The following is a 14,337-nucleotide window of genomic DNA, read 5'->3' on the forward strand; positions in this document are numbered from 1 at the left end:
CTTCTGTCAGACGGGAGGCTCGTCCCGGTCAAGATCGCGGATGGCCAGGGGGGTATCCTGTGCTTTCGCCAAGGTCCAGCCAAGTTCCGCCTGATCTGCGGTGAGTTGCGCAGAAAGGCGGATCTGCAAAGTCGGGCGCGGCTTCAGGCGGCCCTTCTCAAGATAGACCGAGGGCTCAAGCGTCAGCCGCCCGGTGCCGTCATGGCGAAACACCCAGATCTCGCCCGAGCGCAGCACCAGCGAGACCGCCGCGCCGCCCATATCAAGGCGCGCATCCACATCGGGATGCAGGTGAAACCGCAGGCTGAAGGGAATGCCCCCCTCTCCGGCATGAGCGAGAACCTGGGAAAGCCGCGCTTTCATGGCGGCGTCGCGCGCGCCCAGAGTGTCCTGGCCCACCAGAACCCGCCCGTCCTGCGACAGTTCCAGCGCGCGCAGATGCTGCAGGCCGTGGCTGCGCGCCCAGCCGGAATGGCCCGAGATCAGGCTTTGCCCGTCCACGCTCTGAAAAAGCCGTGGCGGCAGGGTCGCGGCGCGGTCTGAGAGGGTCTGTCCCTTCCCAAAGCGCGAGGAGGAAAAGCCCTCAACGACCAGGGTCGAATGGCTGGCCGTTGCACGCCCCGCCCGATGCCAGTCCGGACCAAAGGGCGCTCCCGAACCGCAGGAGACAATGAGGCTCCGCCGCGCTGAGGTCATCTCCAGCGCGAGGGTTGAGGCATGGGCAGTGCTTTCAGCCGCGCCGTCAGGCGGTGAGGCCACATCGACGATCAGCGACGTCCGTCCGCCGCTGAGGCGCGCATAGCCCATGGCGTGGATCATGCTCGGCCCGCGTTTCACCCGCGATCCGGTGAGCGCCAGGTCCAGCCGCCCCTCCAGCCCCCGCCCGCCGCCGTGAAACCTGGCGAGGTTGCCATCCGCATGGCGCAGCGCCCGCAGAGCCGGCGCAATGCGCCCCGCTGTGGTGGTGAGTTCCGGCGGCACAGCCCGGCCCAGATCCTCCAGCGTCATCCGCACCCAGGTCAGAAGCGTGAAGATATCGAGAAGCTCTTCGGGATTGCGCGAGGCGATGGCGCCCTCGGAATCAACGACCGCGCCCGCCTCTGCCATCAACGCCGCAAGCGCGGGGGCGCTCAGGGCTTCCAGCCCGTCGAGCAGAAGCCCGGCCGTTGCCAGCGCGGCCAGGCCTTCAATGCGCGGCAGACCTGGCGGCGCGGTTTTCCAGCGCCGCGCCAGGTAATGCGCCTGGCGGCTGAGGCTGCGCAGTAAAGGCGCGCTCTCGTCGGACATCTGACCCTCGGTCAGCATCTGTCCGTGTGAAATCATCCGCAAAAGCCGCTGCCCGGTGCCCTGGGGGGGCCAGAACGGCCCGCGCCCGAAGCGCGAAATCCAATCGCTGACCCAGGTGCCCGCGAGAGCTCTTGCCGCGGCATCGCCACAGGCGGCCAGGTCGTCGAGCCAGGCAAAGCTCTGTGCGGCTTCTTCAAAAAGCGGACCTGGCGGGGGGATGTCCCAAAGGCTTTGACCATGGGCCTCAACCTCTGATCCGCCAAGCGCGAAGGTGCCGCTGAGGAGTTGCTGCCCCCGCGCCACCAGCCCGATAAAACGCGGCTCAGGCGGAGAGACAAAGCCCGTCGCAACCGGGCCTGCCCCCGCGCGCCAGGTCGCCCAGCGGTCCGCGAGGGGCTGCCGCCTGCCAGTGCCGTTGCCGTCTTTCAGATCCGCCATAGGCCGCTACTTCCCGGATGCCCCGCAATCATAACCGCAGGTTGCGAGGCTGTCACGAGGGGTGCAGACTCTCAGCCGTCTTTCCGGAAGGCTGCGATGAAAAAGCCGTCCATGCCGCCCTCCTGCGCCATGTGATCGGGGCGCAGGCGCAGCCCGCCGCCCTTGGCATCCCAGGCACCGGGCCAGCCCGCAACGGCTTTCTGGTCGCGCTGCAGGTTTTTGTGCCGCGACAGCGCCGAAGCCATCTGCTCTTCGCCCTCTTCCGGCAGCAGTGAGCAGGTGCAGAACACCAGCCGCCCGCCAGGTTTCAGCACGTAAACCGCCTGATCAATCATCTGCGCCTGCAGACGGCTCTGTGCTTTCAGATCCGCGGGATCTTTGATGAAAGGCAGCTCCGGGTGACGACGGATCGTGCCGGTGGCCGAGCAGGGCGCATCAAGCAGCACCGCATCAAACTGGTTCGGAACGCCGTAGGCCAGGGCATCCGCCACCACCTGCTGCGCGCTCAGACCGGTGCGCGCCAGGTTCTCGGCCAGACGCTCCATCCGTTTGGCCGACATATCGAGCGCGGTGACATCGGCCCCGGCTGCGGCCATCTGCATGGTCTTGCCACCAGGTGCCGCGCACATGTCGAGAACCTTCTCGCCAGGCTGCACATCCAGGATCTTTGCGGGCAGGGCGGCTGCGGTATCCTGCACCCACCATTCGCCTTCCGCAAAGCCCGGCAGAGCCGAGACCTGGGCCCCGGCGCTCAGCCGGATCGAGCCGGTGGACAGCAGATCGCCCTCCAGACGTTCCGCCAGTTCCGCCGCGCGGGCCGGATCTTTCGGGGTGATGTCGATCGGCGCGCCCGCCATATGCGCCTCTTCCATGGCGCGAACGGCAGCTTTGCCAAAGCGCTGCACCAGCGGCTGGCGCAGCCACGAAGGCAGGCGCTGCGGCTCAAACCGGAGGTTCGAAGAGGCCACTTTGCGCAGCACCGCATTGACGAAACCCGCCGCCTGAGCCGAGCGGTCATCGCCCCGCGCCAGGTTCACGGCCTCCGAGACGATGCCATGGGCATCCTTCGGGCGCAGCGACAGCTCCGTCGTGGCCAGACGCAGGATGTTCAGCACGAAAAGGCCGGGCCGGCGCTCTGCCTGGCGCGCGATCACCTCATCGCAGCTGTCGATGCGGCGCAGGGTGTCCAGCGCCAGCCGCTGGGCGCGGGCGCGATCCTGCGGCGACAGCTCTTTCAGCGGGTTCTCTGCATCCGACAGGATCTCAGCAATGGTCCGGCCTTTGGCGGTCACTTCCTGTAAAAGTACCACTGCGCCACGGCGGGCTGCCTGACCTTCTGCCATGTTCCTGATCCTTTCGTGAAACACACCTGGCCCGGCCGGTCTTTTCCCGGCAGGGTTTTGGCGCATATAACGCAGCAGACCCTTTAAGGAAATGTCTGAAAGGACGCGGCCCATGAGCGACGACACCCAGGACGGCCCCCGCCCTGACCTTCCCCCCGCCGCGCAGCGTGCGCTGGCCGAAGCGGCTGAACGCCGCCGCCTGGCGCAGGATCTGAACCTGGCGCCTGAACTGGGCGGGCGCAGCGGACCCGAGCCCGTGCGCTACGGCGACTGGGAGAAAAAGGGCCTCGCCGTCGATTTTTAAGCTTTCAGACGCGCCGGATTTCCGGCGCGTTTTTCTTTTGAATTTATTGGAGGGACGCCAGGATTTCTGCTCCGGCCTGCGTCTCAGTGGTATTATGCGGATGGAAACAGCTGACAGTGACCTGGCTCTTGCGGCGGCAGCGGGTGACCGCGCGGCCTTCAGTGCGTTGATTTCACGTCATTACGACCGGATTCATGCCCTGTGCTGGCGGCTGACGGGCACAAAGGCAGAGGCCGAGGATCTGACCCAGGACGTCTGCATGGCCCTGCCGCGCAAGCTCTCGGGCTGGCGCGGTGAGGCAAAGTTTACGACCTGGCTCTACCGCGTGGTGGTCAATGCCGCCCATGACCGCCGCCGCCGTCAGGCGGTGCAGGCAAAGGCGGCGAGCGGCTGGGGCGATTACGAACTCGCCCGCCAGGATGAGATCGCGACGGGCCGCGAGGCCGAGCGCTGGCTTTATGAGGCGATGCGCGCTTTGCCGGGCGATCTGCGCGACACTGTGGCACTCCTCTTTGGCGAAGATCTGAGCCAGGCAGAGGCGGCAGAGGTGCTGGGCATTGGCGAGGGCACGGTGTCCTGGCGGATGTCTGAAGTGAAAAAACGGCTGCGCGACTTCGCGGCCCGGGAGGCGAAGGCATGACAGAGCCCCGCGATGAAATGGACCGCCTGCGCGCTGCCCTGAAGGGGGCGGCCCCGCAGGCTGATGCCGCGCGGCGCGCCGAAATCCTGGCCCGCGCGATGGAGAATTTTGACGCCCTCGCCCAGGATCAGGCCGGGCGGCTGCGTCCTGAGAAGGACCGCCCGCAGTGGGGCGGATTGTTCTCAGGAGTGAAAGATATGTTGAGCCGTCTGACCTCTCGTGCGGCGCTTGCAGCCACGACTTCCGTAGCGGTCCTGGCCCTGGGTGTGACGCTTGTGACCCTGCCGCAGCAGCCCCGGCCCGGTGCCGTTGCGCTGCCTGAGGCCGTGCCTGTCCCGGAGGCTGCCGCTCCGATGGCGGCGCAAAGCGAGATCAGCAACGCCGATGCCATGGCCCTGCCGGCCCCCATTTCGCCCGCGCCGAAGATGGCGAACGGGGGAGGGGCCGCGCCTTCGATGCACCGCATGGCGCGGCCTGCGGCGGGGGCGGCGGCGCAGATGTCTGACGTGGCAGCCCTGCCGCCTGCGGGCTCGGACCGCTTTGCGGAATTTGAGAGCGCAGGCGTGAAGGTGACGGCGGAAGAGCCGGTCTCGACCTTCTCGGTGGATGTCGACACTGCCTCCTGGTCCTGGATCCGGCGCAGCCTGCGCGGCGGGCAGATGCCGGATCCGGCCGCGGTGCGGGTTGAGGAAATGGTGAATTATTTCCCCTATGACTACGCGGCCCCGGCGGCAGAGGCGCCTGAGCCCTTCAGTCTGACTATCGCGCGTTTCGCCAGCCCCTGGGCGGAGGGGAAAGACCTGGTGCGCATTGGTCTGCAGGGAAAACTGCCGCCGCTGGCGGAGCGCCCGGCGCTGAATCTGGTGTTTCTGGTCGATACCTCCGGCTCGATGGAGGGAGAGGACCGTCTGGGGCTTTTGAAAACCTCGCTCTCGCTGCTGCTGGGGCAGCTTCGGCCGGAAGATCAGGTGGCGATCGTGGCCTATGCCGGATCGGCGGGAGAGGTTCTGCCGCCCACCTCTGCGGCGGAGCGCGGGAAGATCCTCGATGCGCTTGGCGCTTTGCAGGCCGGTGGCAGCACTGCGGGGGGGGAGGGGCTGGAGCTTGCGTATCGCCTGGCGGGGCAGATGGCGGGTGACGGGCGGACAGGGCGGGTGCTTCTGGCCACGGACGGCGATTTTAATGTCGGCATCTCTGATCCCGAGGCGCTGAAGACCTATATTAGCGCGAAGCGGGACTCGGGGATTGCGCTGTCGGTTCTGGGCTTTGGGCGCGGCAATTTCGATGATGCGCTGATGCAGGCGCTGGCGCAGAACGGCAATGGCCAGGCCGCCTATATCGACAGCGCGGAAGAGGCCCGCAAAGTCCTGGCGGACCAGGCGGCGGGGGCGCTGTTTACCATCGCGGGGGATGTGAAGATCCAGGTCGAATGGAACCCGGCCCAGGTGGCTGAATACCGGCTGATTGGCTATGAGACCCGGGCCCTCGCCCGCGTGGATTTTGCCGATGACAAAGTGGATGCCGGGGATATTGGCGCGGGTCATCAGGTGACGGCGCTTTATGAGATCACCCCGGTGGGCAGTGCCGCGCGGCTGAGTGAGCCGCTGCGCTATGGGCGCGAGACCCTGGGCGGGGCGGCGGAGGAGGCGGGCTGGCTGAAGCTGCGCTATAAGGCACCGGGCGAGACGGTGAGCCGGTTGATTGAGCGGGCGGTGCCGATGCTTTCAGCAGAGCCGGACCCGGATGCCCGCTTTGCGGCGGCTGTGGCGGGCTTTGGTCAGCTGCTGAGCGGCAGTCGGTTTTTGGGGGCCTGGGGCTACCAGGATGCGGTGGCGCTGGCAGAGGGCGCCAAGGGCGAGGACCGCTTTGGGTACCGCGCGGCGGCGGTGGAGCTGATGCGGCTGGCGGAGGCCCTGGGGAAAAAGTGAAGGGGGACGCGGGGGCGCTGCCCCCGACCCCCGCCGAAGGGGGCAGCGCCCCCTTCGGGAACCCCCGAATACCAAAACGGGGCGCAGATCTCTGCGCCCCGTTGGTCATTTAAGCGGTCTGTTACGAGGCAGGCCGGTCGCGATGGAGGCGCTGTCAGATTTCGACAGGCTCAGCGGTGAGGACTTTGGTCTCCGCGCTGCGGGTGGTGGCGATCTCAATGCGGCGCGGTTTCAGCGCCTCGGGGGTTTCCCGCATCAGATCGATATGCAGCATGCCGTTTTCATGCAGAGCGCCGGTGACCTTCACATGATCGGCGAGCGCGAAGCGGCGCTCAAAGGCGCGGGTGGCGATGCCGCGGTGCAGATAGCTGCGCCCCTCAGGCTCAGCGCCTTTGCGGGCGGTGATATGCAGCGTGCTTTCCTTGACCTCAACCGAGAGCTCATCGGGCGAGAAGCCGGCGACAGCCACCGAGATGCGGTAAGCATTCTCAGCGGTTTTCTCAATGTTATAGGGCGGATAGCTGGTCACGCTATCTGCGCTCAGCGTGCGGTCCATCAGATCGGCGAGGCGGTCAAAGCCGACGGTGGCACGATAGAGCGGAGCAAAATCAATATTACGCATGGTCATCCTCATTGAGCGATGTCAGAGTCAGATGCTCTCCCGATGATGGGCAGAGCGGTCACTGTCCGGACCCGTTGCGGCCTCCGGTGAGGATGATCTGGGAAGCCCCGGGGCGGGTTTCAAGAGGGCAGGTGCAGCGCGAGCAGCCTTGCGTGCAGGGCCGCGCCCGCCGCGAGAACGCCCGAGGGGATGCGGGCCTCGGGGGTGTTGAAGAGCAGCGGTGCGCCGCTGCCGCTGCTGGCGGTGCCGCCTGCGCGCCCGACGATCAGGCTGGCGGCGGCGATGTCCCACTCCCAGGTCGGGCGGAAGCTGGCCATGCTGTCATGGCGCCCCTCTGCCACGAGGCAGAGCCGATAGGCCAGCGAGGGGCGGAAGGCCCGGCGCACATCCGGCAGCCCGCCCGGCCATTGTGCCGGGGTCAGGTTGGGGGTGGCGGTCAGCATGGTGGCGCCATCCGGCTCGCTGCGCTCTGAGGCGGTGATCGGCTGGCCGTTCATCAGGGCCGGGCCATGGGCATGGGCGGTATAGAGCCGCTCCAGCGCGGGCAGATAGACCGCCCCCGAGGTCATGCGGCCCTGGTGGCAGATCCCGGCGGCAATGGCGAAAGTGTCTTCGCCCTGGATGAAGCTGCGGGTGCCATCAATGGGATCGATGATGAAGCAGTCGTCACGGCTCAGGCGGTCGGGGGTATCGGCCGTCTCTTCAGAGAGCCAGCCATAATCGGGCCGCGCCGCGCGCAGCTTTGCGAGCAGCAGATCATTGACCGCGAGATCGGCCTCAGAGACCGGCCCTGCGTCGCCGGGTTTGTCGTAGAATTTCGGCTTATGCCGCCAGTAGCGCAAAGCGAGTTTCCCCGCTTCGCGCAAAGTGTCGCTGAGCAAAGAGAGATCTGCCTCAGGCCCCCGCAAGCGTCATTCCCTCAACCAGAAGGCTTGGCACCACAGCCGAAAGATGGCGTCGCGCGTCATTGGCCGGGATCAGGCGGCCCAGCATATCGATCAGATTTCCGGCGATGGTGCATTCATTGACCGGGCCGGTAATCTCACCGTTTTCAACCCAGTAGCCTGCGGCACCGCGCGAATAATCCCCCGTCGTCGGGTTGATGGTGGAGCCGATCATCGAGGTCACGATCAGCCCGGTGCCCATCTGACGGATCAGATCTTCGCGGCTCACACGGCCTTCCGTCAGGGTCATATTCCCGGCGCTGGGACCGGGCGGGCCACCGGTGCCGCGCGCGGCATTGGCGGTGCTTTCCATCCCCAGTTTGCGCGCGGTCGCAAGATCGAGGATCCAGCTTTCCAGCACACCGTCCCGCACAAAGGCGCGGCGCTGCGTGGCCAGACCCTCACCGTCAAAGGGGCGCGAGCCGGAGATCCGCGGGCGGAAGGGATCTTCAATCAGATCCATTCCCTTGGGCAGAACCTGCTGCCCGAGTTTATCACGCAGAAAGCTGGAGCCGCGGGCAATCGCGGTGCCATTGATCGCCGAGAGCAGATGCCCGATCAGCGAGCCGGAAATCCGCTCATCAAAAAGCACCGGATAGCGCCCGGTCGGCGGGCGCTTGGCCCCCGCACGGGCCAGAGTGCGCTCTGCCGCCAGCAGGCCGATGCTTTCGGGCGAGGGAAGATCCGCCGCCCAGGCGCGGCTTTCGCCGGCATAATCGCGCTCCATCGAGGTGCCGGTGCCGGTGATCGCCACGCAGGAGATCGCGCGGCCCGTGCGGCCGTAACCCCCTGAAAATCCGTTGGTTGCGGCCATATGAAAGGCGCGGCGCGAATAGCTGGCCGAAGAGCTGTCGACCTGGGAAATCCCGGCCACAGCCTGTGCCGCAGCCTCAGCCCGCAGGGCATCTTCCTGCAGCTCTGCCGCCGTGGGGGCAGAGGCCGGGTCGATCATCTGAAGGGCGGCCTGGTTCCAGTGACGGGCCAGCTGCGCGGGATCGGCGAGGCCAGCGGTCGGATCTTCGGGGGCTTCGCGCGCCATGGCGACGGCGCGCTCGGCCATGCCTGCGATCACATCATCGGAAATATCCGAGGCCGAAACCGAGGCCTGGCGGCGCCCGATCAGCACCCGAAGGCCGATGTCAAAGCCCTCGGCGCGTTCGGCCTGTTCCAGCTTGCCGCCGCGAACATCAATGGAGACGGCATCGCCTGCCACCGCCACGGCATCTGCCGTCTCTGCCCCGGCTTTGCGGGCGGCGTCGAGCAGGCGGGCGGTCAGCCCTTCGAGGGTGGCAGGGTCAAAGCGGTTGCCGGACATGGGGCCGTCCTTTCACGTAAAAGCACCCCCGGCGTAGCGCGGGGGATGCTCTGAGGCAAGCGGGCTTACTGCATCGATTGTCCGTTGACGAGGAAGTCACCGGCTTCGGTGATCTCAAGGGTGCTGGTGAGCGAGCCGGGCTTCTCGCCGGCTTTTGAGAACATCGCGAGCATCATCTGAACGCCCATCATCTGATCGGCCGGGATCAGGCCGGTGGCGCTGAGGTTGTCCAGCAGCGCCTGGCTGTCGTTGATCGTCACCGTCAGAGTGCCGGATTTGAAGGCCTCATCGTCATCGGTGGCATTGGGGTTCAGCAGGGCCAGACCGCGCAGCAGCAGATCCGAGGCGCTGGGCTTGTCGCCCGCAGGACCCGCCTGAATGCCGTTCAGGTCGAGATCGAGTTTAATCTCAGAATCGGTCATGCCAAAGCTGCTGGAGGTTGAGCTGAACCGCCCCTCCCCCTTGAAGGGCAGATCGGGCGAGGTGACATCCACCGTGAACTCCACAGCGCCGCTTTTGTTGTTCGACACCCCGTTCAGGCCGGACTTCAAAAGCGCGGTCAGATCGGTCTCAGCTGCCGCTTTCGGGGGCAGGCTGCCCTGGAAATCCGAGGCGATGTCTTTCACATCCAGCGTAAAGCTGCTGCGCTGATCGGCGCCGCCATCGGCTTTCAGCACCATCTTCATATCGGCGGCGATGAAGTTATAGCGCATCTGCTGCGCCTCACCGCTGCCGGTCAGGGTGAAATCCCCGGCAAGCCCGCTCAGGGTGCCGCTGGTGTTCACTGAGCCCGGGGTCTTTGCACCCCCTTCGGTGATCGGCATTTTCTGCGCGAACGACAGGCTGTCGGCTTTGATCTGATAGGCAGGCTCAGCGGCGGTGCCGGTTACGGTCATCAGATAGCCGGTCTGGCTGAGGGTGGTGGTGATGGTCTGGGTCTCATCCTCGACCTTCACGGTGGTCTCGCTGAGCCAGTCGGGAGAGGTGGTGACTTCCACCGCCCCACCGGTTTCCCGCAGCACCATCTCGGGCACGCGGTTGATGATCTTCACATCGTCAGCCGACATGTTGAAGGTCACATCCTTCGCCACCAGCCGGTCACCGCTGCGCACCAGATCCCCGGCCGCCAGCTCATAGCCCATATCCGCGCTGACCGCCTGCCAGTTCTTCCACAGCTCATCGGCACTGATCTGTGCAAAAGCCGGAGCAGAGAGGAGAACGAAAGCACCGGTAAACACACTCTGACGCATTAAGGACATTCTGAAACCTTTCAGGCCACTGGGGGCAATTTTCCGGCGAAATCATTTCAGCCGCCCCGGCAGCGGTCAAGCCTTTCGGCTTTTGCTTGCGGCGGGGCGGCAGGGCTGCCTAACCTTGGCAGCAAAGCGACAGCAGGGAATAAAGACGATGGAGCTGAAGGGTAAACTGGTCGTGATCACCGGCGCGGCACGGGGGATCGGGGCCGCCGCCGCGCGGGAGTTCGCCGCAAAGGGCGCCAGGCTGGCGCTGATCTCGCGCTCAGCCGATGCGCTGCAGAGCCTGGCCGCAGAGACCGGCGGTCTGGCGCTGCCCTGTGATGTGGCCGATGCGCCCGCGCTGAAAGCGGCGATCGCGCAGGCTGAGGCCGCTTTTGGCCCGGCAGAGGTGCTGATCAACAATGCCGGGGTGATCGGTCCGGTGGCGCGGATCACCGATGGTTCGCCTGAGGATTTCAACCAGACGCTCGCGATCAATATCTGCGGGGTTTATAACGGCATGCAGGCGGTGCTGCCGGGCATGATCGCCCGGGGCAGAGGGGTGATCCTGACCGTCGGCTCAGGGGCGGCCTATAACCCGCTGGAGGGCTGGGCGGCCTATTGCGCGTCCAAGGCCGGGGCTTTCATGCTGACCCGCGCCGCCCATCTTGAGGCGGGTCCCGCCGGTGTGCGGGTGCTCTCGCTGTCGCCCGGAACCGTGGCCACCGATATGCAGCGCGCCATTAAGGCCAGCGGCATCAATCCGGTCAGCCAGCTGGACTGGTCAGCTCATGTGCCGCCCGAATGGCCCGCAAAGACCCTGGTGTGGATGTGCGGCGCCGAAGCCACCCGCTTTGACGGCGCAGAGGTTTCGCTGCGCGACGATGAGATCCGCCGCGCCGTGGGGCTGATCGCGTGATCCGCGTCGCGGATGAGGGCGGGCTGCGCCTCCTGACCCTTGCGCGGCCCGATAAGGCGAATTCGCTGACGTCTGAGATGCTGATTGCGCTGCGCGACGCGGTGCGGGGGGCAGCAGAGGCCGGGGCAAAGGCGCTGATCCTGACCGGAGAGGGCAAAGTCTTTTCCGCCGGGGCCGATCTCGAGGAGGCAAAGGCCGGGCTGGCCGTTTCTCCCCTCTGGGAGGAAGTGTCGGGGGCCATTGCCGCCTTTCCGGGCCTCAGCATCGCGGCGCTGAACGGCACGCTTGCGGGCGGGGCCAATGGCATGGCACTGGCCTGTGATATCCGTCTGGGCGTGCCGGGGATGTCGGTGTTTTATCCGGTGATGAAGCTGGGCTATCTGCCCCAACCCTCAGATCCGGCGCGGCTGCGCGCGCTGGTGGGGCCCTCGCGGGCGAAGATGGTGCTGGTCTGCGGCGAGAAAATCCCCGCTGAGGAGGCGCTGGCCTGGGGGCTTCTGGACCGCCTCGTCGCCCGAGAGGCGCTTTTGGACGCCGCAAAGGCGCTCGCTGCGCCGGTGCTGGAGGGGAAACCCGGTCATGCTGCGGCGATTGCCGCCATGATCCCGGGCTGAAAAGGCTTGCGCGGGGGGCAGGCGGGGATTATCGCCTCAGCCGTTTGCCCCCTGACCCAAAGGAAGAGCCCGATGACTGCGGATGATCGTCTGATTGTGGCGCTGGATGTGCCCAACGCGCTTGCGGGCCTTGAGCTGGCCGAAAAGATCGGTGATGCGGCCTCCTTCTATAAGATCGGCCTTGGCATGCTGACCGGTGGCGGTCTGGCGCTGGCCAATGAGCTGAAGCAGGAGCATGGCAAGCGCATCTTCCTCGATATGAAGCTCTTTGACATCGGCGCAACGGTTGAGGCGGCGGTGCGCGGTCTGGTGCAGTTCGATCTCGACTTCCTGACGGTGCATGGCGATCCGCAGGTGGTGCGGGCGGCGGCCGAAGGCCGTAAGGGCAGCGCGACGAAGATCCTGGCTGTCACCGTGCTGACCTCGCTTGACCGGGCGGATCTCGACAACAATCTGATCGTTCCGGGCGATATTCGTGAGATCACCCTGGAGCGTGCGGCCCGTGCGCTGGAAGCCGGGGCGGATGGCGTGATCGCCTCGCCCCAGGAGGCCGCGCTGATCCGCGCGCTGCCCGAAGCGGCAGGCAAGCTGATCGTGACGCCGGGTGTGCGCCCGACCGGGGCAGAGTTGGGCGATCAGAAGCGCATCGCCACGCCTGCGCAGGCGATCTCTGACGGGGCTGATCATATCGTCGTTGGCCGTCCGGTCTGGAAAGCGGCAGATCCGCGCCAGGCCGTTCTGGCGATCAACGCCGAACTGGCGGCGCTGAAGCGCTGAGGTGCTGAAGCGTCAGGGGGGGCCTTCGGGCCCCCTTTTCGTCAGAGGCAGCTGTTGCGCGAATAGACCGTCCCGGCATCCTGCTTCAGGATCCAGCCTGAGAGTGCGGCGGTGCTGACGCTGCACCAGAGCCGCCCTTCGGCATCGCTGTCGCAAAGGCTGACATCAAAGCAGGTGCCGGCCTCTGCCTGGCCGACCACGCCTGAGCCGCTGGTGCCGGCGATGTCGCGCAGGTTCATCCGCGTCAGGGTCTGCAGCTGCCCGCCCGGAGGGGCGTCGATGTCTTCCTCCGCGGCACAGCTGCGCCCGCCCGCATAGGTCCGGCAGTTGCCAGGGGGCGCGGTTTCTTCGGGCATCTCGGCGGAGGGCGGGGTGGTCTCGTCCCCGCTTTCGGCAAAAGCCGGAGCCAGGTCTTCGCCGGTGGTCAGGCCGGTGCGCGGATCGGCGATGCCTTTGGGCCCGGATGTATGCTCCATCCGCAGGGCGACGCCATTGCGCAGGGTGCCACGGTACAGCCCCTCGGCCTCGCGCGCCATCTGCCCGACCAGATCGACCCCTTCGAGGGTCGAGTAAAAGACGATCTCGCCGCCCTCATCATTCAGCGCATAGCCGGTGATGCGGCCGATATCGGGACCGCAGTCGGCCTCGCCGCGGTCGACGAAAAAGATGCCGTCATCGATCATTTCGGGGACCAGGGTGACGGTGCATCCGCCCGTTTCCGCCAGAAGCTCCCATGTGCCGCCCGCCGCCAGCGCAGGCGCGCTCATCAGGGACATCGCGAAGAGGCAGGGCATCAGGCGCATGGTGTCAGTCCTCGTTGATATCGCGGCGAATGATCTTCACATCGCGCTCTGCCACGCCAAAGACATAGCGCAGCGCCGCCCAGGCCACCGCTGAAAGCAGAGCAAAGATCACCAGGGTTAACGCAGTATGCGTCCCCGCGATCCCAAGCGCAGCCAGTCCCCCGGTCAGGACGGCCCCCGCCGCAAAGCCGAGAAAGAAATAGCCAGGCACTGCGAGTTCCAGCCCGGCCAGCACCAGCCCGCCCAATACCCAGAGCCACCAGGCGCTCAGCATCAGCCCCGTCCCTTCAGCAGTTTGAACGCATCGCCAAAGGCCGAAATGGCATCGGCGGGCAGAATGATGGTCTGTTTTCCGGCCCCTTTGGCCACTTCGCCAAGCGCTTCGACCTGTTTCAGGGCGACCTGATACTGCGCGGCTTCGAGCCCGTTTTCGCGGATCGCGGCGGCCACCACGCCGGTGGCATAGGCCTCGGCATCGGCGCTGATGCGGCGGGCCTTGGCCTGCTGCTCGGCGGCGTAAAGATCGGCATCGGCGCGCAGCTCGACCGCGCGTTTCAGCCCCTCGGCCTCGGTCACCTGGGCGCGGCGCGCGCGCTCAGCATTGAGCTGCTGCAGCATGGCCGAACGGGTGGCATCATCAAGATTGACGTCCAGAAGCTCAGCCCGCGTCACCTCAATGCCCCAGTCGTCGACCACGCTTGCAAGACTGGAATGGATTTTTGCCATCAGCCGCGCGCGGTTCGACTGCACCTCATCAAGGTCCATCATCCCGATCTCCGCGCGCACGACACCGGCGACCGTGGTGGTGATCGCCCCGTCGATATCGCGGATCCGGTAGACGGTCTTTTCCGGCTCGATGATGCGGTAGAAGACCGAAGTTTCCACCTGGACCAGCACGTTATCGGCGGTGATCGCATCCTGGCGTGAAACCGGCAACTGCCGCTCAAGGATTGAGATTTTATGCGCCACGCGGTCGAGGAAAGGGGTGATGACATTCAGCCCCGGCCCCAGAACTTTGTGCAGCCTGCCGAAGCGCTCAATCACGAATTTATCGGCCTGGGGCACGATGCGGATCGTGAGCCGCGCCACGAAGAGCAGAAGGACCGCAAGGACGATCCAGACCAGGTTTCTGCCAATGAACTCTTCCATGCCGCGCACTTTCTGACTG

15 protein-coding genes are annotated in these 14,337 nt (G+C 66.1%); 6 read left to right on the forward strand and 9 right to left on the reverse strand.

The window, feature by feature from the left end; translation table 11 throughout:
• Nucleotides 1–6: 6 nt before the first annotated feature.
• A complete protein-coding gene (locus EG244_RS02395) occupies nt 7–1,725 on the reverse strand; it encodes a heparinase II/III family protein (RefSeq protein WP_124963418.1) in 1,719 nt (572 codons plus the stop codon).
• Nucleotides 1,726–1,796: 71 nt separating this feature from the next.
• Nucleotides 1,797–3,068, reverse strand: a complete 1,272-nt coding sequence (locus EG244_RS02400; RefSeq protein ID WP_124963419.1) for an RsmB/NOP family class I SAM-dependent RNA methyltransferase — start codon at nt 3,066–3,068, stop codon at nt 1,797–1,799.
• A 112-nt stretch (nt 3,069–3,180) separates the two neighbouring features.
• Between EG244_RS02400 and EG244_RS02405 the strand changes: the two genes are divergently transcribed.
• The 3 genes from EG244_RS02405 (at nt 3,181) to EG244_RS02415 (ending at nt 5,940) form a co-directional block, all read left to right on the forward strand.
• On the forward strand, nt 3,181–3,372 hold the full coding sequence (locus tag EG244_RS02405) for a DUF1674 domain-containing protein (protein WP_124963420.1): 192 nt from the start codon (nt 3,181–3,183) through the stop codon (nt 3,370–3,372).
• A gap of 100 nt (nt 3,373–3,472) precedes the next feature.
• Nucleotides 3,473–4,012 carry an RNA polymerase sigma factor gene (locus tag EG244_RS02410; RefSeq protein ID WP_124963421.1) on the forward strand — a complete coding sequence of 180 codons (540 nt, stop codon included), beginning with the start codon at nt 3,473–3,475 and terminating at the stop codon, nt 4,010–4,012.
• On the forward strand, nt 4,009–5,940 hold the full coding sequence (locus EG244_RS02415) for a vWA domain-containing protein (protein WP_124963422.1): 1,932 nt from the start codon (nt 4,009–4,011) through the stop codon (nt 5,938–5,940). The genes EG244_RS02410 and EG244_RS02415 overlap by 4 nt, the downstream gene beginning before the upstream one ends.
• A gap of 154 nt (nt 5,941–6,094) precedes the next feature.
• On the opposite strand, the gene EG244_RS02420 is transcribed toward EG244_RS02415, so the two are convergent.
• From EG244_RS02420 to EG244_RS02435, 4 genes are all read right to left on the reverse strand, one after another.
• Nucleotides 6,095–6,562: an Hsp20 family protein gene (locus tag EG244_RS02420; RefSeq protein ID WP_124963423.1), complete on the reverse strand. Its 468-nt coding sequence runs from the start codon at nt 6,560–6,562 to the stop codon at nt 6,095–6,097.
• A 119-nt stretch (nt 6,563–6,681) separates the two neighbouring features.
• Nucleotides 6,682–7,470 carry a 3'(2'),5'-bisphosphate nucleotidase CysQ gene (locus EG244_RS02425; protein WP_124963424.1) on the reverse strand — a complete coding sequence of 263 codons (789 nt, stop codon included), beginning with the start codon at nt 7,468–7,470 and terminating at the stop codon, nt 6,682–6,684.
• The gene (locus EG244_RS02430) at nt 7,457–8,821 is read right to left on the reverse strand and encodes a TldD/PmbA family protein (RefSeq protein WP_124963425.1); all 1,365 of its coding nucleotides are present in this window, start codon (nt 8,819–8,821) and stop codon (nt 7,457–7,459) included. The genes EG244_RS02425 and EG244_RS02430 overlap by 14 nt, the downstream gene beginning before the upstream one ends.
• A gap of 65 nt (nt 8,822–8,886) precedes the next feature.
• On the reverse strand, nt 8,887–10,071 hold the full coding sequence (locus EG244_RS02435; RefSeq protein WP_158617220.1) for a DUF2125 domain-containing protein: 1,185 nt from the start codon (nt 10,069–10,071) through the stop codon (nt 8,887–8,889).
• Nucleotides 10,072–10,228: 157 nt separating this feature from the next.
• Here EG244_RS02435 and EG244_RS02440 point away from each other — a divergent pair, with 157 nt between their 5' ends.
• The 3 genes from EG244_RS02440 (at nt 10,229) to pyrF (ending at nt 12,366) form a co-directional block, all read left to right on the forward strand.
• Nucleotides 10,229–10,975, forward strand: a complete 747-nt coding sequence (locus EG244_RS02440) for an SDR family oxidoreductase (protein WP_124963427.1) — start codon at nt 10,229–10,231, stop codon at nt 10,973–10,975.
• Nucleotides 10,972–11,589 (forward strand): enoyl-CoA hydratase/isomerase family protein, encoded by a 618-nt coding sequence (locus tag EG244_RS02445; protein ID WP_124963428.1) that lies wholly within the window; start codon nt 10,972–10,974, stop codon nt 11,587–11,589. Before EG244_RS02440 ends, EG244_RS02445 begins: the two co-directional genes overlap by 4 nt.
• A gap of 72 nt (nt 11,590–11,661) precedes the next feature.
• Nucleotides 11,662–12,366 carry an orotidine-5'-phosphate decarboxylase gene (gene pyrF / locus EG244_RS02450; protein ID WP_124963429.1) on the forward strand — a complete coding sequence of 235 codons (705 nt, stop codon included), beginning with the start codon at nt 11,662–11,664 and terminating at the stop codon, nt 12,364–12,366.
• A gap of 41 nt (nt 12,367–12,407) precedes the next feature.
• Here pyrF and EG244_RS02455 read toward each other — a convergent pair whose 3' ends face one another.
• The 3 genes from EG244_RS02455 to EG244_RS02465 are packed head-to-tail and all read right to left on the reverse strand — an operon-like array spanning nt 12,408 to nt 14,318.
• Nucleotides 12,408–13,169, reverse strand: a complete 762-nt coding sequence (locus tag EG244_RS02455) for an SH3 domain-containing protein (RefSeq protein WP_124963430.1) — start codon at nt 13,167–13,169, stop codon at nt 12,408–12,410.
• 4 nt (nt 13,170–13,173) lie between these two features.
• On the reverse strand, nt 13,174–13,443 hold the full coding sequence (locus EG244_RS02460; protein ID WP_325050377.1) for an NfeD family protein: 270 nt from the start codon (nt 13,441–13,443) through the stop codon (nt 13,174–13,176).
• Complete coding sequence (locus tag EG244_RS02465) at nt 13,443–14,318, reverse strand: SPFH domain-containing protein (RefSeq protein WP_124963432.1); 876 nt, start codon at nt 14,316–14,318, stop codon at nt 13,443–13,445. The genes EG244_RS02460 and EG244_RS02465 overlap by 1 nt, the downstream gene beginning before the upstream one ends.
• Nucleotides 14,319–14,337: the final 19 nt, after the last annotated feature.

It is taken from the genome of Falsigemmobacter faecalis (assembly GCF_003863335.1).
GTDB lineage: Bacteria > Pseudomonadota > Alphaproteobacteria > Rhodobacterales > Rhodobacteraceae > Wagnerdoeblera > Wagnerdoeblera faecalis.

Bases quoted from the DNA above. Each gene is read 5' to 3' on its own strand.
- EG244_RS02460 (WP_325050377.1), bottom strand. From the start codon at position 13,443: ATGCTGAGCGCCTGGTGGCTCTGGGTATTGGGCGGGCTGGTGCTGGCC.
- EG244_RS02410 (WP_124963421.1), top strand. From the start codon at position 3,473: ATGGAAACAGCTGACAGTGACCTGGCTCTTGCGGCGGCAGCGGGTGAC.
- EG244_RS02400 (WP_124963419.1), bottom strand. From the start codon at position 3,068: ATGGCAGAAGGTCAGGCAGCCCGCCGTGGCGCAGTGGTACTTTTACAG.
- EG244_RS02395 (WP_124963418.1), bottom strand. From the start codon at position 1,725: ATGGCGGATCTGAAAGACGGCAACGGCACTGGCAGGCGGCAGCCCCTC.
- EG244_RS02465 (WP_124963432.1), bottom strand. From the start codon at position 14,318: ATGGAAGAGTTCATTGGCAGAAACCTGGTCTGGATCGTCCTTGCGGTC.
- EG244_RS02435 (WP_158617220.1), bottom strand. From the start codon at position 10,071: ATGCGTCAGAGTGTGTTTACCGGTGCTTTCGTTCTCCTCTCTGCTCCG.
- EG244_RS02440 (WP_124963427.1), top strand. From the start codon at position 10,229: ATGGAGCTGAAGGGTAAACTGGTCGTGATCACCGGCGCGGCACGGGGG.
- EG244_RS02430 (WP_124963425.1), bottom strand. From the start codon at position 8,821: ATGTCCGGCAACCGCTTTGACCCTGCCACCCTCGAAGGGCTGACCGCC.
- EG244_RS02420 (WP_124963423.1), bottom strand. From the start codon at position 6,562: ATGCGTAATATTGATTTTGCTCCGCTCTATCGTGCCACCGTCGGCTTT.
- EG244_RS02415 (WP_124963422.1), top strand. From the start codon at position 4,009: ATGACAGAGCCCCGCGATGAAATGGACCGCCTGCGCGCTGCCCTGAAG.
- EG244_RS02455 (WP_124963430.1), bottom strand. From the start codon at position 13,169: ATGCGCCTGATGCCCTGCCTCTTCGCGATGTCCCTGATGAGCGCGCCT.
- EG244_RS02405 (WP_124963420.1), top strand. From the start codon at position 3,181: ATGAGCGACGACACCCAGGACGGCCCCCGCCCTGACCTTCCCCCCGCC.
- pyrF (WP_124963429.1), top strand. From the start codon at position 11,662: ATGACTGCGGATGATCGTCTGATTGTGGCGCTGGATGTGCCCAACGCG.